The sequence below is a fragment of the Sphingobium salicis subsp. salicis genome, assembly GCF_049472635.1.
Lineage (GTDB): Bacteria > Pseudomonadota > Alphaproteobacteria > Sphingomonadales > Sphingomonadaceae > Sphingobium > Sphingobium yanoikuyae_A.
In genome coordinates this window covers 232,520-255,613 of sequence record NZ_JAYRCS010000001.1, presented here as the reverse complement: position 1 = coordinate 255,613, position 23,094 = coordinate 232,520, and the positions used below count along the sequence as shown (strand labels likewise).

At 61.8% G+C, this 23,094-nt stretch carries 22 protein-coding genes and 1 other annotated feature; of the genes, 9 read left to right on the top strand and 13 right to left on the bottom strand.

The annotated features are described in order from the left end of the window. Window positions 1-79 precede the first annotated feature (79 nt). Window positions 80-1,447: an alanine/glycine:cation symporter family protein gene (locus VHN57_RS01215; RefSeq protein ID WP_278986543.1), complete on the top strand. Its 1,368-nt coding sequence runs from the start codon at window positions 80-82 to the stop codon at window positions 1,445-1,447. A gap of 159 nt (window positions 1,448-1,606) precedes the next feature. Here VHN57_RS01215 and VHN57_RS01210 read toward each other — a convergent pair whose 3' ends face one another. Beyond that, the gene (locus tag VHN57_RS01210; RefSeq protein WP_004210977.1) at window positions 1,607-1,789 is read right to left on the bottom strand and encodes a CsbD family protein; all 183 of its coding nucleotides are present in this window, start codon (window positions 1,787-1,789) and stop codon (window positions 1,607-1,609) included. A gap of 87 nt (window positions 1,790-1,876) precedes the next feature. Further along, window positions 1,877-4,642, bottom strand: coding sequence for a DUF3857 domain-containing protein (locus VHN57_RS01205; RefSeq protein ID WP_423285954.1), 2,766 nt, complete (start codon window positions 4,640-4,642; stop codon window positions 1,877-1,879). Window positions 4,643-5,037: 395 nt separating this feature from the next. On the opposite strand from VHN57_RS01205, the gene VHN57_RS01200 reads away from it, so the two are divergent. Beyond that, entirely contained in the window at window positions 5,038-5,196 is a 159-nt protein-coding gene (locus tag VHN57_RS01200) for a hypothetical protein (RefSeq protein WP_423282404.1), read from the top strand. A gap of 252 nt (window positions 5,197-5,448) precedes the next feature. On the opposite strand, the gene VHN57_RS01195 is transcribed toward VHN57_RS01200, so the two are convergent. Continuing rightward, a complete protein-coding gene (locus VHN57_RS01195) occupies window positions 5,449-6,216 on the bottom strand; it encodes a hypothetical protein (RefSeq protein WP_423282402.1) in 768 nt (255 codons plus the stop codon). A 766-nt stretch (window positions 6,217-6,982) separates the two neighbouring features. Between VHN57_RS01195 and VHN57_RS01190 the strand changes: the two genes are divergently transcribed. The 4 genes from VHN57_RS01190 (at window position 6,983) to VHN57_RS01175 (ending at window position 10,886) form a co-directional block, all read left to right on the top strand. Continuing rightward, window positions 6,983-8,422, top strand: a complete 1,440-nt coding sequence (locus tag VHN57_RS01190; protein ID WP_423282400.1) for a DEAD/DEAH box helicase family protein — start codon at window positions 6,983-6,985, stop codon at window positions 8,420-8,422. Continuing rightward, on the top strand, window positions 8,419-8,859 hold the full coding sequence (locus VHN57_RS01185; RefSeq protein ID WP_423282398.1) for a hypothetical protein: 441 nt from the start codon (window positions 8,419-8,421) through the stop codon (window positions 8,857-8,859). The genes VHN57_RS01190 and VHN57_RS01185 overlap by 4 nt, the downstream gene beginning before the upstream one ends. 157 nt (window positions 8,860-9,016) lie before the next feature. Further along, window positions 9,017-9,493 (top strand): recombinase family protein, encoded by a 477-nt coding sequence (locus tag VHN57_RS01180; RefSeq protein WP_423282396.1) that lies wholly within the window; start codon window positions 9,017-9,019, stop codon window positions 9,491-9,493. A 169-nt stretch (window positions 9,494-9,662) separates the two neighbouring features. Beyond that, the gene (locus VHN57_RS01175) at window positions 9,663-10,886 is read left to right on the top strand and encodes an IS256-like element ISSpwi2 family transposase (protein ID WP_014082638.1); all 1,224 of its coding nucleotides are present in this window, start codon (window positions 9,663-9,665) and stop codon (window positions 10,884-10,886) included. A 3-nt stretch (window positions 10,887-10,889) separates the two neighbouring features. On the opposite strand, the gene VHN57_RS01170 is transcribed toward VHN57_RS01175, so the two are convergent. Further along, window positions 10,890-12,088 (bottom strand): IS3 family transposase gene (locus tag VHN57_RS01170; RefSeq protein WP_423282393.1). Its coding sequence is split into 2 segments (ribosomal slippage): window positions 10,890-11,800 and window positions 11,800-12,088, totalling 1,200 coding nucleotides; the frame shifts between segments, so codons are not numbered across the junction. Then, window positions 11,691-11,807 (bottom strand) — a sequence feature (AL1L pseudoknot). It overlaps the preceding gene by 117 nt. Window positions 12,089-12,277: 189 nt before the next feature. On the opposite strand from VHN57_RS01170, the gene VHN57_RS01165 reads away from it, so the two are divergent. Both VHN57_RS01165 and VHN57_RS01160 read left to right on the top strand, forming a co-directional pair. Next, on the top strand, window positions 12,278-13,549 hold the full coding sequence (locus tag VHN57_RS01165; protein WP_423282391.1) for a DUF3644 domain-containing protein: 1,272 nt from the start codon (window positions 12,278-12,280) through the stop codon (window positions 13,547-13,549). An 86-nt stretch (window positions 13,550-13,635) separates the two neighbouring features. Continuing rightward, window positions 13,636-14,094: a DUF6641 family protein gene (locus VHN57_RS01160; protein ID WP_423282389.1), complete on the top strand. Its 459-nt coding sequence runs from the start codon at window positions 13,636-13,638 to the stop codon at window positions 14,092-14,094. 36 nt (window positions 14,095-14,130) lie between these two features. Here VHN57_RS01160 and VHN57_RS01155 read toward each other — a convergent pair whose 3' ends face one another. The 7 genes from VHN57_RS01155 to VHN57_RS01125 form a co-directional block, all read right to left on the bottom strand. Further along, window positions 14,131-14,274 carry a hypothetical protein gene (locus tag VHN57_RS01155; RefSeq protein WP_423282387.1) on the bottom strand — a complete coding sequence of 48 codons (144 nt, stop codon included), beginning with the start codon at window positions 14,272-14,274 and terminating at the stop codon, window positions 14,131-14,133. A gap of 179 nt (window positions 14,275-14,453) precedes the next feature. After that, window positions 14,454-15,809 (bottom strand): tyrosine-type recombinase/integrase, encoded by a 1,356-nt coding sequence (locus VHN57_RS01150; RefSeq protein ID WP_423282385.1) that lies wholly within the window; start codon window positions 15,807-15,809, stop codon window positions 14,454-14,456. A 226-nt stretch (window positions 15,810-16,035) separates the two neighbouring features. Then, the gene (gene rpsI, locus VHN57_RS01145; protein ID WP_004210975.1) at window positions 16,036-16,572 is read right to left on the bottom strand and encodes a 30S ribosomal protein S9; all 537 of its coding nucleotides are present in this window, start codon (window positions 16,570-16,572) and stop codon (window positions 16,036-16,038) included. Then, window positions 16,572-17,051 (bottom strand): 50S ribosomal protein L13, encoded by a 480-nt coding sequence (gene rplM / locus VHN57_RS01140; protein WP_004210974.1) that lies wholly within the window; start codon window positions 17,049-17,051, stop codon window positions 16,572-16,574. The genes rpsI and rplM overlap by 1 nt, the downstream gene beginning before the upstream one ends. A 130-nt stretch (window positions 17,052-17,181) precedes the next feature. Beyond that, the gene (locus tag VHN57_RS01135) at window positions 17,182-17,973 is read right to left on the bottom strand and encodes a hypothetical protein (protein ID WP_423282382.1); all 792 of its coding nucleotides are present in this window, start codon (window positions 17,971-17,973) and stop codon (window positions 17,182-17,184) included. Then, complete coding sequence (gene cutA / locus VHN57_RS01130) at window positions 17,970-18,299, bottom strand: divalent-cation tolerance protein CutA (protein ID WP_278986301.1); 330 nt, start codon at window positions 18,297-18,299, stop codon at window positions 17,970-17,972. The genes VHN57_RS01135 and cutA overlap by 4 nt, the downstream gene beginning before the upstream one ends. Further along, a complete protein-coding gene (locus VHN57_RS01125) occupies window positions 18,296-19,339 on the bottom strand; it encodes a COX15/CtaA family protein (RefSeq protein ID WP_278986299.1) in 1,044 nt (347 codons plus the stop codon). The genes cutA and VHN57_RS01125 overlap by 4 nt, the downstream gene beginning before the upstream one ends. Before the next feature lie 134 nt (window positions 19,340-19,473). Between VHN57_RS01125 and VHN57_RS01120 the strand changes: the two genes are divergently transcribed. Beyond that, window positions 19,474-21,513: a hybrid sensor histidine kinase/response regulator gene (locus VHN57_RS01120; protein ID WP_423282379.1), complete on the top strand. Its 2,040-nt coding sequence runs from the start codon at window positions 19,474-19,476 to the stop codon at window positions 21,511-21,513. 5 nt (window positions 21,514-21,518) lie between these two features. Here VHN57_RS01120 and VHN57_RS01115 read toward each other — a convergent pair whose 3' ends face one another. Together VHN57_RS01115 and VHN57_RS01110 are read right to left on the bottom strand one after the other, a co-directional pair. Then, entirely contained in the window at window positions 21,519-22,151 is a 633-nt protein-coding gene (locus VHN57_RS01115; RefSeq protein WP_278986296.1) for a 2-dehydro-3-deoxy-6-phosphogalactonate aldolase, read from the bottom strand. A 3-nt stretch (window positions 22,152-22,154) separates the two neighbouring features. Next, window positions 22,155-23,057, bottom strand: coding sequence for a 2-dehydro-3-deoxygalactonokinase (locus VHN57_RS01110; protein WP_278986294.1), 903 nt, complete (start codon window positions 23,055-23,057; stop codon window positions 22,155-22,157). Window positions 23,058-23,094 lie beyond the last annotated feature (37 nt).

Genomic DNA, 23,094 nt, shown 5'->3' with positions numbered 1-23,094 from the left:
GAGCGGCTATGGGTAAAACTCACCTCCCCCATAGCAATCTTTGATCGACTTTCCACCGCTGTCCCGGCATCGCCGCCGCATGGAAAATTTCAATGCCGCCGTCGACGCGCTGTCCAGCGCGGTCTTCTTCAAGGTTCCCCTGTTCGGCGCGCAGATCGAGCTGATCGTGCTCTATCTCGCGCTCCCCATGCTGTTCTTCACCATCTGGCTCGGCTTCCCCAATGTCACCCAGGTCGGCCGGGCGATCCGCATCCTGCGCACCCAACCGCATGAGGGCGAGGCGAAGGGCGATGTCAGCCAGTGGGGCGCGCTGTCCACCGCCCTGTCCGGCACCATTGGCCTTGGCAATATCGCCGGCGTCGCGGTGGCGCTGACCATGGGCGGGCCGGGCGCGATATTGTGGATGTTCATCATCGGCTGGTTCGCGATGACGGTGAAGATGGCGGAGGTCACGCTGGGCCTCAAATATCGCGTCTTCGACGAGCGGGGCCATGTCCATGGCGGGCCGATGTATGTGCTCAAGGCAGTCGGCGCAGCGCGCGGCTGGCCGAAGATCGGCTTGGTTCTGGGCGGCGCCTATGCCTTCTTCGCCCTGTTCGGCGCGATCCCGATGGTGCAGGTCAACCAGAGCTTCGCCCAGGTGAAGGTGGTCACCGGCATGACCAATGGCTGGGCCTATGGCGTGTTCATCGCGGCGGCCGTCGCGCTGGTGACGATGGGCGGCGCGGCCTGGCTGGGCGAAGTGTCGAAGCGCCTGACCCCGCTCAAGGTCACCGTCTATCTGGGCGGCGTCGCGGCGATCCTGATCCTCCATGCCGACGCCATTCCCGGCGCGCTGGCGCTGATCTGGCACGGCGCCTTTTCCAGCGATGCGGCCACCGGCGGCGCGATCGGCGCCTTTGTCGCGGGCATGCGCCGCGCGGTTTTCGCCAGCGAGGCGGGCGTCGGGTCCGCCGTCATGGCGCACAGCCTGGCACGGGCGCGCCATCCAGTGTCCGAAGGCCTTGTCGCGCTGCTGGAGCCGCTGCTCGGCACGATGATCGTCTGCGCGCTGGGCGGGCTGGCGCTCGTCGTCGCCGGCACCTGGAATAACGGGCTGGAGGGCATCGCCATCACGTCGGCCGCCTTTGCCAAGGTGTCGCCCTGGTTCCCCTGGCTGCTCGCCGTCGTCGTCTTCCTCTTCGCCTATTCGACACTGGTCGCCTGGGGCTTCTATGGTCTTCAGGCCTGGGGCTATCTGTTCGGCAATGGGCCGCGCGCCCAGTGGGTCTACAAGATCCTCTATGTCGTCGCCCTGCCCCCGGCCGCCGCGATCGACCTCGGCCGGGTGGTCGGCATCGTCGACAGCAGCTTCTTCCTGATGGCGATCCCCAATGTCATCGCCCTCTATCTGTGCGCCGGCGAACTGCGCCGCGACGTGAAGGCCTATCTGGCGGAACAGGCTTAACTTCGCACATTTCCCGCACATTCTGACATAATATTGCGGGGCCGCGATCCTATCGGAAAGCGGCCCCGTTCTTATAGCACGGCCTTAACCAGATAGGACAGAAACGAAAAAGGCCCCGCCTGTCGACGGAGCCTCTTCGTTCGTGCAGACGGTGGGGCGTCAGATCTTGTCGCCGAGCGCACCCTTGACCGAGCCGGCCACATCCTGGGCCGTTCCCTTCGCCTTCTGCAGCTTGCCTTCGGCTTCCAGGCGTTCATTATCCGTGGCCTTGCCGATCGCTTCCTTCGTGGCACCGGCGGCCTTGTTGCCCGCGGCCTTCACCTTGTCGGTCAGTTCACCCATATGGTTTCTCCTTGGAAGTGGCTTTCCCCCTGTCAACCATCGGACAGGAGGAAAGGTTTCCATCGAAACGCGGGCGTCACGACAAAATCAGGGCTTGATCCCGTAGCGGGCATAGACGGCGTCGATGCGCGGATCGATGCGGCGGGCGACCGCGATTTCCGCGTCCCCCTCGCTCGCCCGGCCCAGCCGGTGCAGCACGATGCCGCGCATGTAGCGGCTCGGCTCCTTGCCCGGCTCCTGCGCCACGACGACATCCAGGTCGCGCAACGCATCATCGAACCGACCCATGCGGAACCACAGCATCGCCCGGCTGTCGAGCGCAGCCATGCTGCCCGAACTCAGCTCCACCGCCTTGGTGCAATCCTGCATCGCACTGTCCAGCTCGACATTGCGCGATCCCTTGACCCAGCAACGCTCGTTAAACAGCCCGGTCATGCCCGGCTTTTCCGCCAGTTGCGCATCGATGATCTCGATTGCCTTGGCCGGATCGCCATAGGTGCCAAGCAGTGTCGCCTTGAAGCTGCGATAGCCGTCCCGCGCCTCGCCACCGATCGCGATCTTTGCGTCGACCATGCCGATCGCATCGTCCAGCTTGCCGCTTTCCGCCAGATAGGTCGCGACCGTGCCGACCGCCGCGCCCGACGCCGGGTCGAGCTGGCGCGCCATCCGGCCGTCGGCCAGCGCGCCGGTCACGTCACCAGTCTGGAACCTGCGATAGGCGCGCTGCAGATAGAGGTCGACATCGGGCTTGATCCCGATCGCCTTGTCCAGGTCGACCAGCGCATTTTTGTAATCGCCGATGCCCCAGCGGAAATTGCTGCGGCTGGAATAGCCGGTCGCGTCCTCCGCATCGGCGGCGATCGCCTTGGCAAAGGTCGCCTCGACCGCCTTGGACTGCGGCCAGGCGGCGATGGTCGCCGGGCTGTAATCCCAGAAATAGGTCGGCTTGGCCGGGCCGATCACATGCGGCGACATCGCCTGCACCGTGGCCAGCGCATCGCGCTCGTCGGGCAGGCGATCGGCCGCGATCTCGACGCCGGTGGCGTCGGTCCGCTCCTCGACATCCAGCACCCCGTCCTTCAGCTGAACGGTCCGGCGCAGGTCATAGCCGGCCACCGTCTTGCTGAGGCCCTGCTCGCCCTCGATCGCATAGCCCTTGCCGCCCTGGGGCAGGCGCAGGCGCAGATGATAGCGGATGCCGATCGGCGCGCCTGTCGCCACCGGGATCGCCAGCCAGGCGGGGCGTGCCCGGTCCGGCGTGAAGCTGATCTCGTCGATCAGCTTGCCGGCGTCGCGGCGATAGCGCCGATCGCTGAGCTTCCAGGGCGAACTGGTGACGCCATGGGCAGTGAAGGTGACGGTGGCCGAGGCTGCATCGGTGGTGACGCCGACCTGGCTATATTGGGCGGTGCCGACCTGCTCGCTGAAAAAGCCCTGCACCATCTCGTCGCGCCGCTTGGCATCCATCTGGCCGAGACCGGTGCTGATCATGGTGGCTATCTGCCCGCGCAGCACCGCCCTGGCATCGAACACGGTCGGCAGCTTCTCATGCCCGCTTTCATCAGCCTCGACACTGACGTCGATCGTCGGCCGGGCATTGGCATGGGTCTGGATCGGCATCAGTTCAGCGCCGGCGGTGCGCACCGGCAGCACCGATCCGAAGCGCGGCGTATCGCCGATATCCTCCAGCCGCGATCCCAGGCCCGTGCCGTCGAGCCAGTAGGACTGGCCATCGATCACCGCACGCACCAGCACATGGTCGAAGGCCGCGGCCGTGGGCAGCCGTTCCGGCACGGAATCGCCCAGGGTCGAACTGGCCAGCACCGGCTCCGCCTCGATCCCCAGCCCGCGCAGCAGCGAAAGCAGCAGCAGCGTCTTCGCCTTGCAGTCGCCATAGCGCAGCGTCCAGGTCTCGGCCGGCTTTTGCGGGACATAATTGCCGCCATTCATGCCGACCATCAGATAGCGGACATGGTCCTGCACCAGTTGCAGCGCGGCCGCAGCCTTTTCCTTCGGCGATCCCGGCAGCGCCTTGAGCTTGGCCAGTTCGCCCGCCAGCGGCGATCCATCAGCGATCAGCCCATCGGTCGCATAGAGCGGCGCCATCGTCTTCGACACATCGGCCCAACTGGCGAAGGTCGACAGTTCGAACAGCGGCGGATGGGTGAAGCGGGTCGGCGCGTCGGCCGGCATTTCCGGCTGCTTGGCCAGCGGCACGGCAAAGCTCAGCTCGGTCAGGCCGCCCTTCTTGACCGGCTTGGCATCGACGCCGCTCGCCAGCAGCTTCCAGCGCGGCGCATCCGCATCGTCCCACAGCAGGCGGACCCGGCCATAGCCCAGCCGCAGCGGCGCGGCCGGCAGGGCCGAGACATTCTGGACATGACCGCCCAGCGCATCATCCTTGCTGGTGGTCGAATAGCGCAGCCGCACGACATCGCCCACCTGCACCCCCTCGACCGCCATCGTCGCGGTCAGGATGCCGCTGATCTGCAGCGCCTCCAGCCCCTGCTCGCGGCGCAGCACGGTGAATTTCTTGCCGCTGGCCAGCGCATCGATCAGCTGATCGCCGCGCAGGATCGACAGTTCATGGATGATGAGGTCGCCCTTGTCCGGCGCCCAGGGCAGCGTCAGCGAAGAGAGCTGGGTCAGCGCCTCGGCCGAACCGGCGCGGGTGGCGATGTCGGCATAGTTCCACAGCTGGCCCTTCTCGACCCGCTGCTGGCTGTCGAGGATCATCATCGAGGGCGGATCGCCATCGGCCGCCAGCTTGGGCATCGCCGCCTTGTCGATCCAGCCGGGCGCCGGCTGATACAGCGGCACCTCTCCGGCAAAGGCAGGCGCCACAACCGTCATGGCCGCCGAAGCCGCCAACCACCCGAACTGTCTCATTTCCCCCCGAACTTCCTTTTGCACTAAGCCCCGTTTGACCGAAGGCTATGGCATCGCGACGAAGCGCTCAAGGGGAAGCATCACGCGCAAAGAAAAAGGGGCCGGAAAACCGACCCCTTCTCGAAATTCGCGGCAGTCGCGAAGCGGATTAGCTCTTCGCTGATCCGAGTCTGAAATATTATTTTTTAAAAACAACTACATAGATAGTTAACATGGCAACACGTGTAACGAACGTGTAATCTATTCTCTGAAATATCTATATTTTTCAATATATTATCTCGCGACCGTATAAATACGGCATGAGATTTTACGAGTTCGCCACGACCAAGCCAAAGAAGCCGCGCAAACCAAAGAAACCTATGACGCCCGCGCAATCTTTGGTGGCCGCGAAAAAGCGCCAGGTCGAATTGGCTAAGCAGGCGCTGCAATCTGTGAAAGATCAGGACAAGCGCCGCAAGGAGGCGGAGCGCACTCGCCAGATTTCCTACATCAAGCCATTGCCAAAGCCCGCATCCTAATCCGATTTTTGAGCCGGTCAGGTTCAAGCCTGCAAGGCAGAATCCCATTCTTCATGCCTACGGCGCATTTCGGCAATGTCGATGGAAACCAGAATATTGCGGAAAGCTCGGCGAAAGAGTGATCGCTCGTCGCGACCTTTTACTATGTAGATAATTCCTGATCGGCACACATGCTGCGAGGACGTGTTTCACGAAGAGTGAGGACGCGAAAAAGGGGATGGCGACATTGCTGCCACCACCCCCTTGGCGCTTTTACGCAGCCTGAGATACCTCATTGGAACTGCCTCCGTTGGCGATTGCATCGACTTCGTCGTCAGCTTTCCTACGCTTGGCAGCTTCAATCTCGCGCCCCTTGCGGAGTGCGAGTTGGTCGAACTGCTGGGTTTTGATATCCTCGTAACCCAGCACGACAATCTCGTCGCCTTCCACTTCGAACCACAAGAGGCCGTTTTGCTTGCCCGCAGGCACGCATTCAGGTCGCTTGAGGCGAACAACGTCAGGGTTGACGCGGCTCAGACCAATTCGCTTGAGGCGATCAATCTTCGCGTTGTCCTTCTCCCTGCCGTTCGTCGCACGGTCCAAAGCTTCAATCCCCTTGAGATGCGCGCCATGCTGAGAGTCGTTGAACGCCTCAACATATGCGGCGATGCCGCTCGCAGGGACACCATTGGTCTCGAAATGCCTGAATGCACAGGCATACTTTTCAGCGCTACGGTTGAGGACGTATTCCGTCTTATCGACGTTCCAACGGCCATACAGCAGCTTCGTGACGGGCAACCAACAGTTGCTTTTTTCAGTGGCCTTGGGAATGCCGCAATCCGCGAGGATCGCTTCATAGGCAGTCTGGTTCGTTGGGTCCAAGATGCGCTGGGCAATACCATACGCCTCCTGAATTTGCTCCCAAGTCACCTTAAGCCCTTTTGCCTCAAGGTTCCTGATCGTCAGCTCATCGTCATCCACTCGCGTGGTGAACTGAGAGACGAGATTCAACAAGGTATTCTTTACTACTTCTGTGCTCATGAAATCCTCCATCGTTTGAGCATTACAGCGCAGCCACTGGCGAATGCGGGTTTGACCCCGCGGTGTGGCAACGCCTGTTCTTCTTGCGGCCCATCATCACGGCACGAAGCCAGTGGACGGACGCGCATTTTCGAACACGCTGCATGCTCTCGCGTTGAATTTATCTGAGCATTCAAAGAGCTACCGCGACGGCCACCACTATAGTGAACGGCGCGGACGGTCAGAGTAGGCAGCGACCGTTAACAAGGTGTTGCCCGTTACGGCGGCACTCAGACGGAAAACGCTGCCGCGAACTCAACATTGCTGCTCCGCAGCTTACGATTGAGGAATTGGAAATCGCTGACCGCAAGCGGCTTGGCGTGATGTTGGGCTTGCCAAACATCAGGCCTTGCGCGCGGGAAGCTGGCTTCTGCGAGCGCGAGCGAAGCGGAAGACATGCGAAATCACGCGAGTTGGGCGCAGGAATTTTCCGCGATATGACCTGATTGCGACGCGCGCCCTCCGCAATTGCTCAATCCCCAATGGCTTTGCTCAACCGCTTTGCTGCGCAGCGCGGTCCGCAGATCCATAAAAACGCGGCGGGGAAGCGCAAAACGCCTTGCTGGCGCAGGCATTTCGCACTCCCACCTGCCTCGTTTTTAATCAATTCCTCAACTTCTGGCGTTACGCAAACCCTATATTTAAGATAATTATCGTAACGTTTTCAATATTTTGTGCTGGTGCCGCCGTAACGATGACGGCGATCTTTCAGGGGTTGAATTGAAGCATGACGACCGCGACAATTTACTATGTAAGCGCGGGCGCTGGCTCTGGAAAAACGCACCAACTGATCGACCATGCGGCCACTTTAGTGAAGACGCAAAAGGCCAAGGTGTTGATCGCGCAGCCCACCAAAGCGCTGATCCTCCAGACCCTCGCGGAAATCCAATCCAAATTCCCTGATGTTGCCGCCAAAACGATCTACAACGCAGGTGATGGCAAGGCTGTCACGCCTGAAATTGTGGAACATATGAAGCAGGCAGACCCCCACAACGAGCAAATCCTGCTCATCACGCACGAGGCTTTGAAGCGCCTCCCCAATGCGTATCGTGTCCATTGGGATCTGTTCGTCGATGAAATCCCCGCCGTGTTTGAAAACGTCTCACTCCGCGTGGCGAAGACGCACAATCACCTGACTGACTTGCTCGATCTGGAGGACATCACGGACAAGGTTGCGGCGGTGAAAATCCGTGACGGTTCCAAGTCTCAGATGGAAACTCTGCGGGTCAACAAAACGGGCGACCAGCTTCTTGGCCTGTTTGGCGAGATCGCCACCCATCTGCTCGACGACAATCGCACCGTGATGGTCGAGACGGCGGAATACAACGCGCTGCTCAACGGCAAGCGCCCAAAGGGCGAACTGAATTTCTTCTCGCTCCTACGCTCGGAGGTTGTCGCGGACTATCGCTCGGTGACCCTTATGGGTGCGAATGCGACGGAAACCGAACTTTTCATTCTGTGGGAAGCCCTCAGTGAGGCTCAGTTCGTGGAGCATCCGCAACTGTCCAAGGGATTGCGCTTCACGCAGCATGGCAACGGCCATCGCCTCACCGTCAATTTCCTGTTCGAGCATGAATGGTCGATTTCGCGCTCACGGCGGGTGGATCCGCAAACGGGCAAGACGCTGCTGGAAGCGGTCGGGCATTTTGTGCAGGACCATTTCGCGAAACGGCGGTTCCTCTGGGTTGTTAACAAGGCTGCGGAAATGCCGATGTTCGATCAGAATGACCGCCTGCCTGCGGTAAGCCATGGCCTGAACAAGCCCCATTTTCAAAGCTGCGACGCCGTGGTCAGTTTGATCGCACTCGTCCGCAATCACGCCAGCGCCAAATTCCTGGGCATGTTGGGATTGACTGATGCGCAGGTCCGCACGGTCATCTGCTACCAATCAGAATATCAGGCAATCATGCGATGTTCCCTGCGTGATCCCAAAGGCCACGCGCCCGTGGCAGTGATCGTTCCCAGCCGTGCAAGCGCTGCTTGGCTGGCCAGCAAGTTCGACGGCTGCACGGTGGCCAAGTTGGAAACGGGATTGGATTGGGAACTTAGAAAAGCAGGTCGTCCGAAAGGCCGAAAACCGCCAAAAACTGATGCCGAGCGGATGCGGGAAATGCGTAAGCGAAAAGAAACAGCTTCTCTCCAAACGCGCGTGGAGTGCGGCCAGTGACTATCGCACAGATTTTTAAGGGGATAGCAATTTCAGTTCCGCAGCAGCCAAAACGCCGTCGCATTTCAAGATTATCAGCCCGGCGCATAGCTCGGATTCGCAAAGAGAACGTCGCGAATGGATGCGTCGTATATGATGCCCCTATAGACCCTCAGGCGAATGCCGATGGGGCCTATTGTCGTTGTGAAGTTGATGTCCAGAAGCTTCACGCATTCGTCGGAAGGCTGAACCAAGCTTCGAGAAAAGACCGTTTGGTCGCGATGGTTGCCCGCAAGCTGGTAGCGATACCGTATCTTGGATTTGATAAAACGGCCGACGAGCCTGTTATCAATCAGGGCCACCATCGTATTGAAGCTATGGTGCGGTTGCGGATAAGCCGGACATTTATCAGCTGTCATCAGCACAACGTGCCGGACATCGTGCGCTTGTTGGCGTGATTTACGGTGGGGGCCTTTCACTCGGAGTGAAGCCGCATTCAGGTAGTCCCTGTCGTGACAGTCGCATTTCGCGCTGCGCCTGTCACATTCAGGTCGATTTCCGGCAAAAATGACATCAGATGGTCAGGCTCCAGACCCGAAAGTGACAGGAGCAAATATGATCGTCGGTTATGCGCGCGTCAGCACCGCGGACCAGAGCCTTGATGTCCAGATGGACGAACTCACGGCCCATGGCTGCGAGCGCATCTTTCAGGATCAGGCCAGCGGCACCAGCAGGGCACGCGCAGGGCTGGTGGAAATGCTCCAGTTTGTCCGCGAGGGCGATACCATCGTGGTCAGCAGGCTTGATCGCTTTGCCCGCTCACTGACTGACTTGTTCCAGCTACTGGACGAACTTAGCCGCAAGGGCGTTGCCTTCCAGTGCGTCCACCAGTCCATCGACACAAGCAGCAGCACGGGCAAGCTGACGCTGGCGATATTGGGTGCCGTGGCGGAATTCGAGAACGACATTCGCAGGGAGCGGCAACGCGCAGGGATTGCGAAGGCAAAGGCCAACGGCGTTTACAAGGGGCGAATGGCGAGAATTGATACCGAGAGGGTCAAGGATTTGGCTGCTCAGGGAATGGCAATCTGAACCGCACCGGGATTGCCGAAGGCCATTTCATTTAAATTAGGCTGCCAGTGGGACGTCGTCCAGCATGGCATAATATCGCTGCTCGGCTTCGACCGGTGGGATGTTTCCGATGGGGACTGTCAGGATTTCCGTGTGTGGCCGGGCATAATGGGCAACAAGGAGTCCCACTATGTCACGACGCAAAGAACCTGCCATACCGAATGAGCTTCTCGATCAGCTTTTGGCGGGCGGCGCTGCCAGTGCCGCCTTCGAGCAGGGCGGTCTGCTCGATTCGCTGAAGAAGGCGCTGACAGAGCGTGCCCTGAATGCGGAGATGGATCACCACCTCGCTGGCGAAGACGGCGCCGGCAACATGCGCAACGGCTACGGTCGGAAGACGGTAATGACCGACACCGGCAAGTTGGCGATCGACGTGCCGCGCGATCGCCAGTCGAGCTTCGACCCGCAGTTGATCGCCAAGTATCAACGCCGCTTTCCCGGCTTCGACGACAAGATCGTGTCGATGTACGCGCGCGGCATGAGCACCCGCGAGATCACCAGGCACCTGCACGATCTATACGGCATCGACGTCTCACCCGATTTGATTAGCACGGTGACCGACGCCGTGCTCGATGAGGTCGCCACTTGGCAGCAGCGGCCGCTCGATCCGGTTTACCCGCTGGTCTTCTTCGACGCGATCCGGGTCAAGATCCGCGACGAGGGCATGGTGCGCAACAAGGCGATCCACATTGCGCTGGGCGTCCGCGCCGACGGCGCAAAGGAGGTGCTCGGCTTGTGGCTCGAGCAGAATGAGGGTGCCAAGTTCTGGCTTCGGGTGATGAACGAGCTTCGCAACCGTGGCGTTGAAGACATCCTGCTGGCCGTCGTTGACGGCCTGAAGGGCTTTCCCGATGCGATCACCGCAGTGTTCCCCGATGCGATCGTCCAGACCTGCATCGTTCACCTGCTGCGCAACTCGATGGACTTCGTCTCCTGGAAGGACCGAAAGAACCTCGCCAGCGCGCTCAAGGAGATTTACCGTGCCACCGACGCAGATGCCGCCGAAAAGGCGCTGACAGCATTTGAGGCTGGCCCTTGGGGGCAGCGCTATCCCGCCATCGGCCAGAGCTGGCGGCGCGCCTGGGGCGAGGTGATCCCGTTTTTTGCGTTCCCCGACGAGGTCCGCCGGATCATCTACACTACGAACGCCATCGAAGCTTTGAACTCGAAGCTCAGGCGGGCTGTCAGGGCCAGGGGACACTTCCCCAGCGACGAGGCCGCCACCAAGCTGCTCTACCTGATCTTGAATCGGTCGGAGAAAGAGTGGAAGATGCCACCACGTGAGTGGACCATGGCGAAGGCGCAATTTGCCGTGATCTTCGGCGAACGTTTCATCAGAGCCATGGCGGCCTGATGATCAACCGCCCGGCCGCACACGGAAATCCTGACAGTCCCTTCCGATGGGCTCCAAGAGCCGCCGATTATTGAACCAGTCCACCCATTCCAGCGTAGCGTACTCAACGGCCTCAAACGACCGCCAAGGCCCTCGACGGTGGATCACCTCGGCTTTGTAGAGACCGTTGATGGTTTCGGCCAAAGCATTGTCGTAGCTGTCTCCAACGCTTCCAACTGACGGCTCGATGCCAGCTTCGGCGAGACGCTCGGTATATTTGATGGACACGTACTGCGATCCGCGGTCGCTGTGATGAACCAGGCCGCCTCGGTGAACAGGCCGCCGATCGTGGATAGCCTGCTCCAGCGCATCCAGCACGAAGCCGGCGTGCGCGGTTCTGCTGACGCGCCAGCCCACGATGTAGCGGGCGTAGACGTCGATAACGAAGGCGACATAGACGAACCCCGCCCAGGTCGCGACATAGGTGAAATCCGAGACCCAGAGCATGTTCGGTGCCGGAGCATGAAACTGGCGATTGACCTGATCCAGCGGGCATGGTGCTGCCTTATCGGCAATCGTGGTGCGCACCGGCTTGCCCCGGATCACCCCTTGCAAGCCAAGATCTCGCATGAGCCGTTGCACGGTGCAGCGAGCAACATCGAAACCCTCGCGCTTCATCTGCCGCCACACCTTGCGCACGCCGTAAACGCCGAAATTCTCCGCAAACACGCGCAAAACCTCGGGCCTCAGAGCCTCGTCTCGTCGAATGCGTGCGGACTGCAGTGCGGGGTCGCGTCGTTTGGCGACGCGCTCATGATAGGTGGATGGGGCGATCGGCAGAACCCGGCAGATCGGCTCGACCCCATAGGCATCGCGATGTTCATCGATAAAGGCGATCATCGTTTGAACGGGCGGTCGAGCTCCGCCTGAGCAAAATATGCCGACGCCTTGCGAAGGATCTCGTTAGCTTGCCGCAGTTCGCGGACCTCACGCTCAAGCGCCTTGAGCTTCTCGGCTGTCTCCGTCGGCACCCCGCCGCGCTTGCCGCTGTCCACCTCGGACTTCTTCACCCATTCCAGCAGCGTGTGCCCGGAACACCCGATCTTCTCGGCCACCGATGTGATCGCCGCCCAGCGGGAAGGATAATCACCTTCATGATCCAGAACCATGCGGATCGCCCGCTCGCGAACCTCGGGTGCAAACTTGTTCGTCGTCTTGCTCATCGTAGACCCTTCCTCTCAGGAGTTAGGGCCTCCGGCAATCCCGGTGCGGTTCAGTATGTCTTCGCTGTCGGAATCATCGCGTCCTCCCGGACGCCTATGTCGAGTAGAGTCGTTTCGCTGTCCAGCGCTTCCGAGCATCGCAGTCGTCAGGCATAGGTTGATTGCTCGTCTGGCTGGCTAGAGCTGCGCTTGACCTTGACCACGAAGGCTAACGGAAGGACCATTCGAAGTGACGTGGCGAAAAGCGCGGTCAATGGGGGCAAGTTGATGGTTGCGAGGAAGAAGCAGGGCGCGCTGACTGACACAGAAAAGCCAATCGTAAAGGCACTCCTCGCTAAGGGTTGGCGAAATCAGGATATCCAAGCTCTCGTGAACGTAGGGCGCGAGGCAACAATCAATAGTGCGCGGATCACCGAAGCAAAGAACGATCCGGCGATCATAGCCGCAAACGACGAGGAGCTTGAGTTTTACAAGATAAAGAAGGATTCATACGATACTAAAACTGGTCTCAATTTATTCGATCATGAAAGATTAATTCGTGCTCGTGAAGCAATGGTTCTAGCCGTGCAGGTTTTTAATAGCCCCGCGTTACGTTTCAAGGCAGAGGTGTTCACGATGCTGGCGAACGTAGCGTGGACCTATCTTTTGCACGAATATTATGAGCGCAAGAAGGTCAAGATCGTCGGCAACGATGGCCGGTCATTGCTCTTGAGCCAGATGATCGGGCGGCAGGATTGCCCGCTGTCCAAGGGTATGAAGGAAAATCTCCGCGCCCTGAAAATTCTGCGCGATGATGTTGAGCATAAAATTCTTGGCCGGGCCGACACGAAATGGCTTGGCTTGTTCCAAGCCTGCTGCCTGAATTTTGACAAGGCAATCTGCGACCTGTTCGGCCCACGCCTCACCCTCTCGCATGACCTGTCCTTTGCGATCCAGTTCACGAAGATGAACCTTGAACAGCTTGCCACGCTTAATCGCTACGAAATCCCTGCCTACATCGACGCCGTGGATGCGCGACTGACGGAAGGCATGACCGAAGCGCAAATAGGCGATCTCGAATACCAATTCCGCGTCGTTTATACGCTGGACGCCGTAACCAAATCTCGCGCGCATTTTCAGTTCGTGCAGCCGGACTCAGCCGAAGGCAAAGACATCCGCAACGTGCTTGTCCAGCACAGGCTGGCCGATCACATGTATCCGCACAAGCCGGGCGACGTAGTAACAGCCGTGCAGCAGAAATCTGGTAAGGCCTTTACTCAGCACAACCATACCCAGGCATGGCGGAAGTATGCGGCGCGACCTCGGAAAGGCGCAGCCCAGCCAGAGAACACCAAGCGAGATCACTGCATCTACCATGCGGCCCACAATGACTACACCTACTCAGATCAATGGGTGGAATTTTTGGTTACAGAGGTCAACGACGACCAAAAATATGCCGAATTGAAGGCGTTTAAGATTTAGGTATTTACCTGATTAAGGCCTTTTCTAATCGACCGTCTGAACGACGATGCCATCGACTGACCTTGACCATAACGGCCAAGGAACAAATGGAAATGTCGATCCTCAAGACCCTCAAGCTGACCGCTGCCACCCGCAATGCGCCCCTGACGCCTGAGCAGATGCTGCGCGGCAAGCTGGTGAGCTATCTCAACGAACAGAAGGCGCTCGCGGAATCGGAAATCGGCGGGACGCCGTTCAGCGCGACCAAGCGCGTCACCCGCACCGACGAGGCGGGCGAAAAAGTCCGTGTCGATGCTCCCCGCCATGTCCGCAAGGGCTGGTTTACGGATGCTCAGGGCAAGATGTTCTTCCAGATCCGCTACGGCAGCAAGCCGCTCGAACTGGCCAAGGGCATGAATGCCGTGGAGGTCGAAAATCTCGCCGAGTTGCCCGGCCTGATCGCGTCGATCATCGAAGCCATCAATGCTGGCGAACTCGATGTTCAGGCCAAGGCGGCAATTGCCGACCGCAAGGTTCAGCGAAAGGCCAAGCAGGCAGCGGCCTGATGCAATTGACTGAATAGGGTGGGCCGCGTGTCCGCCCTAATTGCCGCCCACTATTAGTGAGGCGAGCAGATCGCCGACGCCGACACGACGGCCAGCGCGATCATAGGTGGCATTTTTCGCGGGATCGAACCAACCCGCTGGCGATCCATCGGCGGCATAGCCCCTGATCTGCCGCCCCATCTGTTGCCGCCACCCCAATAATTTTCCTGAACCATCCCGCAAATTCTGCCGCATACCAGCCTCCGATTTTGAGGCTCTCGATCAAGCGTCGACTGTGGCGCGCGTCGATCCGTTATGGCTACTTGCCCCGCTATTAGTGAGAATGCCCTGTCAGAGCGTCTGAGCGCTGGAACCGCGTCTCACGCTGTCACGCTGCCGGGGCTGGGCAAATCGCCATCGCCGGGCTGGAGAGAGCGCCTGAGTGCAGGATGCTTGTCGCCCCACGGATCGTTTTCCAGTTCCGCAAGCCCAGCAGCTTCCACAAGGGCATCGAAATCGAAATCCCCCCCGCCGTTTTGTTTCGCAAAGCGCAGCGCTGCAAGGATCGTTGCGGGGTCCCATTCGCCCTCTGGGTATCCAGTCAGTTCTTTGACGCGGTGTTCCGGCAGCACATGGTCATAGTGCTTATGGATTTGCGTCACAGAGGTTCCGCAGTTGCGGGCAATGTCGGCGTGCTGCTTCCCGTTCGTCAGCCGATCCGTGATGTAGGTATGCCGCAGGCTATAGATGGTGCGGTTGTGGCCATCTGGCCCTTTCAGCAAATCCGCCTCGGCCAGCAAATTTCGGAAGGTGTGATGAGGATCCCAGCCTGGCTTGAATAGGAAAACCTTCTCATCTTCCGTGCTGCCATCGTCCTTCCGAAGATTTTCCAATTCCTGCAAATAGGGCTTGAGGCCGGGCTGGCTGAACACAATTCGCGTGCCGGTCTTCGTTTCGTTCATAACGGTGATCTTAGCGAGACCGTCGCGGGTCCATTTCACATCGGCCCATTTGCAGAGGGCGGCTTCGCGCGGCCTCATGCCCGTGAGATAGTAGAACCAAACAAGACATCGAACGATCTGACGCTGATGATTGTGCAGTTTGTGCTGCCCGCTGTGCTGCCAATCATCCATGTGCTGCGCGAGCTTGAACCATTCGTCCGCATCAAATCCAAAGCGCTTGGCACGATTGGGATCGGTCTTGAGCAACGGCACCTTGATGCGTGGCATTACAGGGCAGAGTGACCACCGCACCGCCTGATCCAGCGCCTGACGGATCAAGCCCGTTTCCATCAAAAGCGTCTTTTGAGCGGGGCGCTTTGTCCCCTTATCACGCCGCCAGCCAACGTAATTTTCGACCTTTTGGACCGTGATCTTGTCCACGGCGCAGTTGTCGAAATACGGCTTGATGTAACGCTTGCCAGTGCCCTCATGGAGCCTCTGGCGGTGTATGCTGAGATTCTTCTCAACCCAAGGAATCCAGCGTTTGTCCCAGAATTCCTCGAACTTGATCGAATTGAGCGGCATGTCAGCGTCTGCGCGAGGCTTGAACTTGCTGTAGAGCTCCAACGCGGCGAGTTCTGCGCCCTTCTGATCTGTTGTTTTCAGGCTCCGCCGCGTCCGTTTACCACCACCAAGCTCTAAGCGAGCTTGCCAAGTCCCGTCGTTGTTGTCGCCGCGTTTGTAGAGGACGATTGCGCCGCCCATCAATTTTACGGTGTCTTGCTGATGTCCCATGCTTGCCACCCTATGCGTGTAAAGGTGACTAAGTCGTAAGCTCAGGGGTGCACATAATCGAACAAAACATGAACAAGCGTGCGATTGCACGTGTTAGCTGCGTGCGTCAGGCTAACTCGCGGCAACGCATTTCTGGGGCAAACGTGTAAGCTGCGTGTAAAGAAAAAAGGGGCCATTTCTGACCCCTTTTTCCTTGATTTCCAGCTGGTTAAGCCCAGCTTCCAGATTAGCGCTTCGAGAACTGGAAGCTGCGGCGGGCCTTGGCCTTGCCGTACTTCTTACGCTCGACGACGCGGCTGTCGCGGGTCAGGAAGCCTTCGGCCTTGACCGCGCTGCGCAGCGCCGGCTCATACTTCGACAGAGCCTGGGCAATGCCGTGCTTCACAGCACCGGCCTGGCCCGACAGACCGCCGCCCTTGACGGTAGCGATCACGTCATACTGACCTTCACGGTCGGTGACGCCGAAGGGCTGGTTGATGACCAAACGCAGGGTCGGGCGAGCGAAATAGACTTCCTGGTCACGGCCGTTGACCGTGATCTTGCCGGTGCCGGGCTTCACCCACACGCGGGCCACGGCGTCCTTGCGGCGGCCGGTGGCATAGGCGCGGCCGAGGCCGTCGATTTCCTGGGCGCGCAGCGGAGCCGAGGGCTGGACCGGCGCGGCAGCGACGGGCGCTTCGCCTTCGACGGCAGCCGGGGCAGCGGCAGGAGCGGCAGTGGCCAGCGACGCGAGGTCGGACAGGGACTGACGGTTATCGGACATTATGCACCCACCTTGTTCTTGCGGTTGCGCGACGCGAAGTCGAGCACTTCGGGGTTCTGGGCTTCATGCGGATGCTCGGTGCCGGCGAAGATGCGCAGGTTGCGCATCTGCTGGCGGCCCAGCGGACCACGGGGGATCATACGCTCGACGGCCTTTTCCAGGACGCGCTCGGGGAAACGACCTTCCAGGATCTTCTGGGGGGTGGTTTCCTTGATACCGCCGGCATAACCGGTGTGCTTGTAGTAAACCTTGTCGGTCAGCTTGCGGCCGGTGAACTTGACCTTGCCCGCGTTGATGATGATGACATTGTCACCGCAATCGACATGGGGGGTGAAGCTCGGCTTGTGCTTGCCGCGCAGGATATTCGCCACAGTCGAAGCGAGACGACCCACGACCAGCCCTTCGGCGTCGATCAGGATCCACTTCTTTTCGACCGTTGCCGGGGTTGCCGGCTTGGTGGTCTTCATCAGCGCCTTCATGGTGCCAATTCTCCAAGAATGAACAGTGAACCAGCTACCCTAGGGTCGCCGGAAGATGGGCGCTAATGACGTTTGGGGGCCGACAAGTCAAGAGATTCGGCGGCTTTCACGACGGGTAAAATAATACCACTCACTTGCCGGCGACGGTCAGGCTCCGCTTTTCGGTCAGCGTCTGGGCGCCCAGGGTCAGCCTGCGCTCCTGCGCATCGACCAGTCCCGTCTGCGCCGACACGATATAGCGCATCGTGACATGGGAACCCTCCCCCTGCAGATCCTCCTGCAAGGTCAGGCGGTTGCCGTCATGGGCGGCAACGGTGGACTCGCCCTCCACCGCGACAGCCCGGCCCAGTGGCGGGCCGGCCATGGTGCGCACGCCACGCGGCCTGGCATCGTCAACTTCGCTGTCAACGAACAGCAGCAACGGCTGCACCTCGCCCGACAGCAGCGCCAGCCGTCCCTCGGGCGTGAGACCATCCAGCAGGGTCAGGACATTCTTCGCCGTGCGCTGCCCCGCACTGCCCTCCGGCGCCTTTGCCACCATGGCATTGAGCGCCTTTTCCATCGCCGCGCGGACATCATCGATATTGTCGAGGCTGACAATCTTGCCATGGGCATCGAGGCGGAAGCGATGCTCCACCCCGATCAGCGGCGAGAGGGCCGCGCGATAGGCATCAGCACCCGCACCGGGCGCATCGCTGTCCAGGCTGCGCAGCGTGACATGCAGGATGTAACCGTCCCCTGCCTTTTCGAAGCGCAATATCCGGTCGGCCCGGAACAGGCTGTCGCGCCCGTCGACCGGCTTATGCTGTTCGATGCGATAGAGCAGATCCTGCCCGGTCGGCGGCGCGAAGCCGATCGCGATCGGGGCGGCCAGCGCCGGCGAGGCGAGCGCCAGCGACAGGAAGGCGATCGCCCGCTTCATGCCAGTTGCTCCGCGACCCAGGCGGCAAAGGGCGGATGGGCAGCATCGACCGGCAGCGCCAGGATCGCCGGCACATCATAGTCGTGCAACTGCGCGATCCGCGCCATCAGCGCGTCGCGCCGGTCGGTGCTGGCCTTGAACAGGACCGGGACTTCGGCGCCTTCCTCCACCTTCCCCTGCCATTCATAGATGGATGTGCAGGGGCCAAGGATATTGGCGCAGGCGGCCAGCCTCTCTTCGACCAGCGTGCGGGCGACGGCGCGCGCCTGCTCGGCCGATCCGAACAGGCTGTAGACCAGCACGAACTCGTTCCGCTCAGGGCTCATGCCCGGCGCGATCCCACCGCATGGGCGCCCCAGGCGGCCGAGGCCACCACCAGCGCGCCGACCGCCTGGTGCAGCACGGCCAGCGGCAGCGCGATGCCGCTGATAACGGTGGCGATGCCCAGCAGCACCTGCGTGCCGACCGCCGCATTGATCGCGATCGACGCGCCGCGATGGCCCGCCGCCTTGGCCTTGCGCGCCAGGATGATCAGCATCGCCGCCGCAACCCAGGCCCACCAGCGGTGGATGAAATGGACCAAATAGGGATCGCTGGAGACGGTAGCCCAGAGCGAGCCGAGCCATTGGATGCCTTCGGGCACCAGATGGTCGTTCATCAGCGGCCAGGTGCTGGAGACATAGCCGGCGTCGAGGCCGGCGGTGAAGGCGCCGAACATCAGCTGGACCAGCAGCACCAGCAGGGTCGCCAGCGCAAAGGGCTGCAGCGCGGCGGGCCGGGAATAGGGATTGCGTGCCAGCGCCAGCAGGTCGAGCGCGGTCCAGATCAGCCCGCCGATGATGAAGAGCGCGGTCAGCAGATGCACGGCCAGCCGATAATGGCTGACATCGGTGCGCACCGACAGACCGGACTTCACCATCCACCAGCCGATCGCGCCCTGCAACCCGCCCAGCGCCAGCAGCGCAACCAGCCGCCAGCCATAGCCGGCCGGGATAGCCCGGCGCGCCGCGAACCAGATCAGCGGCAGGGCAAAGGCGACGCCGATCAGGCGGCCGAGCAGCCGGTGCAGCCATTCCCAGAAGAAGATGAACTGGAAGGCCGCCAGGCTCATGCCCTTGTTGATCTCCTTATATTCGGGGATCTGCTGATAGTCGCGAAACGCCTCCATCCACTGGTCGTGGGTCAAGGGCGGGATCGCGCCGGTGATCGGCTTCCACTGGGTGATCGACAGGCCGGATTCGGTAAGGCGCGTGATGCCGCCCACCACCACCATGCAGAAGACCAGCGCCGCCACGATGAGCAGCCAGCGGGCAATGGCAACGGGACGCGGAGCCGCGCTGAACGCGGTCGGGGAAGAACGTGTCATGCCCGGTCCATGCGCCCATGCCGCCCCCTATTCAAGAGGCACGGACTGGGACAAAAGGTCATGGGGCTGCCATCGCCGGGGGATACAAATCGGCGCACGGGCGTCTCCCACCAACGCATTGCAACGACAGGGTTATGATGAGCCAGCAGAGGGACATTGCCGACATGATCGCCGAACAGGGGCCGATGGGCGCCCTGACCGCGACGATCGACGCATCCTCGCCTCTGGGGCCGGCGGCGGACTGGTCGCCATCGCTCGTCTCGACGGTGCGGCTGATGCTGTCGTCGCGCGCGGAGATCGTGCTGTTCTGGGGGCCGGATTATTGCGCCCTCTATAATGAAGCCTATGCCCCCACGATCGGCGACAAGCATCCGCGCGTGCTTGGCCGCCCGGCCCGCGAAGGCTGGGCGGAGCTGTGGGATGATCTTGGCCCGCTGCTGCAATCGGTGCGGGACACGGGCGAAACCTTCCATGCCAAGGACCGTCCTTTCTATATCGAGCGCGACGGCGGCCGGGGCGAGGAGGTCTTTTTCGACATTTCCTATTCGCCGGTGTTCGAACTGGATGGGTCGATCGGCGGCGTGCTGTGCATCGTCAGCGAAACCACGGTGCGCGTGCTGGCCGAGCGCGAGGCGCGGGCCGACCGCAACCGCCTCTGGGCGCTGGCGCGCGACCCCTTCCTGATCGCCGACAGCAATGGCATCTGGCTGTCCGCCAGCCCCGCCTGGACCGACATATTGGGCTGGTCGCAGGAGGAACTGATCGGCCGCACATCGGAATGGATGGAGCATCCCGACGATGTGAAGCGGACGCGCGGCGAGGTGCAGGATCTGGCCGATGGTCATCCGACCATGCGGTTCGAAAACCGGTTCCGCACCAAGCGGGGCGATTATCGCATCTTCAGCTGGACGGCCGTGCCCGAGGGGGACCTCATCTATTGCGTCGCCCGCGACGTGACCCGGCACCGCGCCGACGCCCAGGCCCTGGCCGAAACCGAAGCCGCGTTGCGCCAGGCGCAGAAGATGGAGACGCTGGGCCAACTTACTGGCGGTGTCGCGCATGATTTCAACAATCTGCTGCAGATCGTCACCGGCAATCTGGACCTGCTGCAACGCGCCCTGCCCGACGACCAGCCGCGCCTGCGCCGCGCCGCCGACAATGCCATGGCCGGGGCCGAACGGGCGGCGATACTGACCCAGCGGCTGCTCGCTTTCTCCCGTCGCCAGCCCCTGGCCCCCGACCGGGTCGATCCCAACCGGCTGATCGCCGGCATGTCGGACCTGCTACACCGGACGCTGGGCGAGATGATCGAGGTGGAGACGGTGCAGAGCCCACGGGTCTGGCCGGTCGAGATCGACGTCAACCAGATGGAAAATGCGCTGCTCAACCTGGCGGTCAATGCGCGCGACGCGATGCCGCAGGGCGGCAAGCTGACGATCGAGGTCGCCAACACCCATTTAGACAGCCATTATGCCGCGACCGAGCAGGAAATCACGCCCGGCCAATATGTGCTGATCTGCGTGTCTGACACCGGCATGGGCATGGATGCCGACACATTGTCCCACGCGATCGAACCCTTCTTCACCACCAAGGATGTCGGACGCGGCACCGGCCTTGGCCTGTCGATGGTCTATGGCTTCGTCAAGCAGTCGGGCGGCCATGTCCGGGTCTATTCGGAGGCCGGCCATGGCACCACGGTGAAAATCTATTTGCCGCGCTATCATGGCCTGCTGCCGGTGGCCGAGGAGATCGTGCAGGCGCCGCCCCCGCCCTGCCCGCAGGCCGGGCAGGAGGTGATCCTGGTGTGCGAGGATGACGAGAATGTCCGCGCCTATTCGGTCGAGGTGCTGCGCGACCTGGGCTATCGCGTGATCGAGGCGGGCGATGGCCCGACCGCCCTCGCCGCGCTGGATGCCGCGGCCGAGCCGATCGACCTGCTGTTCACCGACGTGGTGCTGCCCGGTGGCATGACCGGGGCGGACATTGCCCGCGCCGCCAAGGCGAAGCAGCCGGGGCTGCGCGTGCTGTTCACCACCGGCTACGCCCGCAACGCGATCATCCATCATGGCCGGCTCGATCCGGGGGTCGAACTGCTGACCAAGCCCTTCACCTACAGGGCGCTGGGCGAGAAGATCCGCGATATGCTGGACCGGGTGGAAAGCCCGGTCCAGTAAAAAGGTCAGGCCTTGGCGCGCTGCCAGGCGGCGACCAGATCGACCGCGCGTGCGCGCACGGTCAGCGCATCGTCGCCCGGACGATAGAGCGCGCCGCCCACGCCGATCCCTTCGCAGCCACCGGCGAGCCAGTCGCCGATCGTGTCCGCGCCGGTGCCGCCCACGGCCCAGACGCCGACATGCTTAGGCAGCACATCCTTGACCGCCTTGACATAGGCCGGGCCGAGCTGAGCGGCGGGGAACAGCTTCACCCGGCGCGCGCCGGCCTCGACCGCGCGGAACGCCTCGCTCGGCGTCATGAAGCCGGGCAGCAGTTCAAGGCCGAGTTCCGCGCCGCGCGCGATGACGTCGGGAACGGTATTGGGCGTCACCATGATGCGGCCGCCCGCGCCCGCCAGCGCCTCGACCGCCTCGACCGTCAGCACCGTACCGCCGCCGATCAGCGCGCGATCGCCAAAGGCCTGCTGCATCGCGGCGATGCTGACCAGGGGATCGGGCGAATTGAACGGCACCTCGATCACGCGGATGCCGGCTTCCACCAGGGCGGCGGCGATATCGAGCGCCTCTTCAGGCTTTACGCCACGCAGAATGGCGGCGATCGGCGGCGCGCCGTCGGCCAGCAGGTCGTCGAGGATCATCGGTCAGTTCTCCAGAAAGCCAAGGCCAGCCCGCGCACAGGCGTCGCCGTCCAGCGATTGCGAAGCGATGCCCTGCGCATCGAGGGCACGGGCATAGCGATCCGAAAGCCGCGCGTCACCAATCAAGACGACGCCGGTGTCGCCGGCCAAAGCGGCCCGCGCTTCGGCGATCTCGCAGCCAATGACGAGGCCCGACAGATAGCCCAGCGCCCAATCGGCCGAGCGCCCGGCGCGCAGCCGCATCGCCCGCGCCGCGAACAGCGAGGCAAGCAGCCGGCCCGCGCCGGCCCGCTCCAGCCCTTCGGCGAAACCGGCCGCTTCCTCCGCCGGATCGGCATCGGCGGCGGCGATATTGGGGCTGAGCGTCGAACGATCGCGCAGCAACGCGAACAGTTCGCCGGTCGGCACAGTGCGGAAGCGGATCACCCGGCCATCCTCCACCAGCGTCCATTTGCTGTGGGTGCCGGGCAGCACGATCAGGTGACGGCCGGTGGCGAGCCGGGGATCGAGCGCCATCGCGCCGAAAATCTGCGCCTCTTCACCGCGCATCACATCGGCAATGCCATCGGCGTCGGTGCAGGCCAGGCCCGCCATGATCGCCAGCGGCGCGCCGCGCCAGTCGAAGCGCACGGCAACCGCCGCCCAGCTATCGGCATCGGCGGGACAATCGGCATAGGGTGCCTCGACCCAGCCGTCGCGCGCGCCGACCATGCCACACAGGCGGATCGATGTCGGCAGGCCGTCCTCCAGCCAGGGGGCGATCGTCTCGGCAAAGGCGGCTTCCGCCTCGCGGCCGACCACGCCGATGCCCGGCCCGTCGCGGCGCGCCACGATCCGCCCCGCTTCCACCCGGAACAGCCGCAGATTGCTGGTGCCCCAGTCACCGATCACTGCATATTCGCTCATCGATGACCCGCCCGATTTTTCGCGTTCAACCGCACTT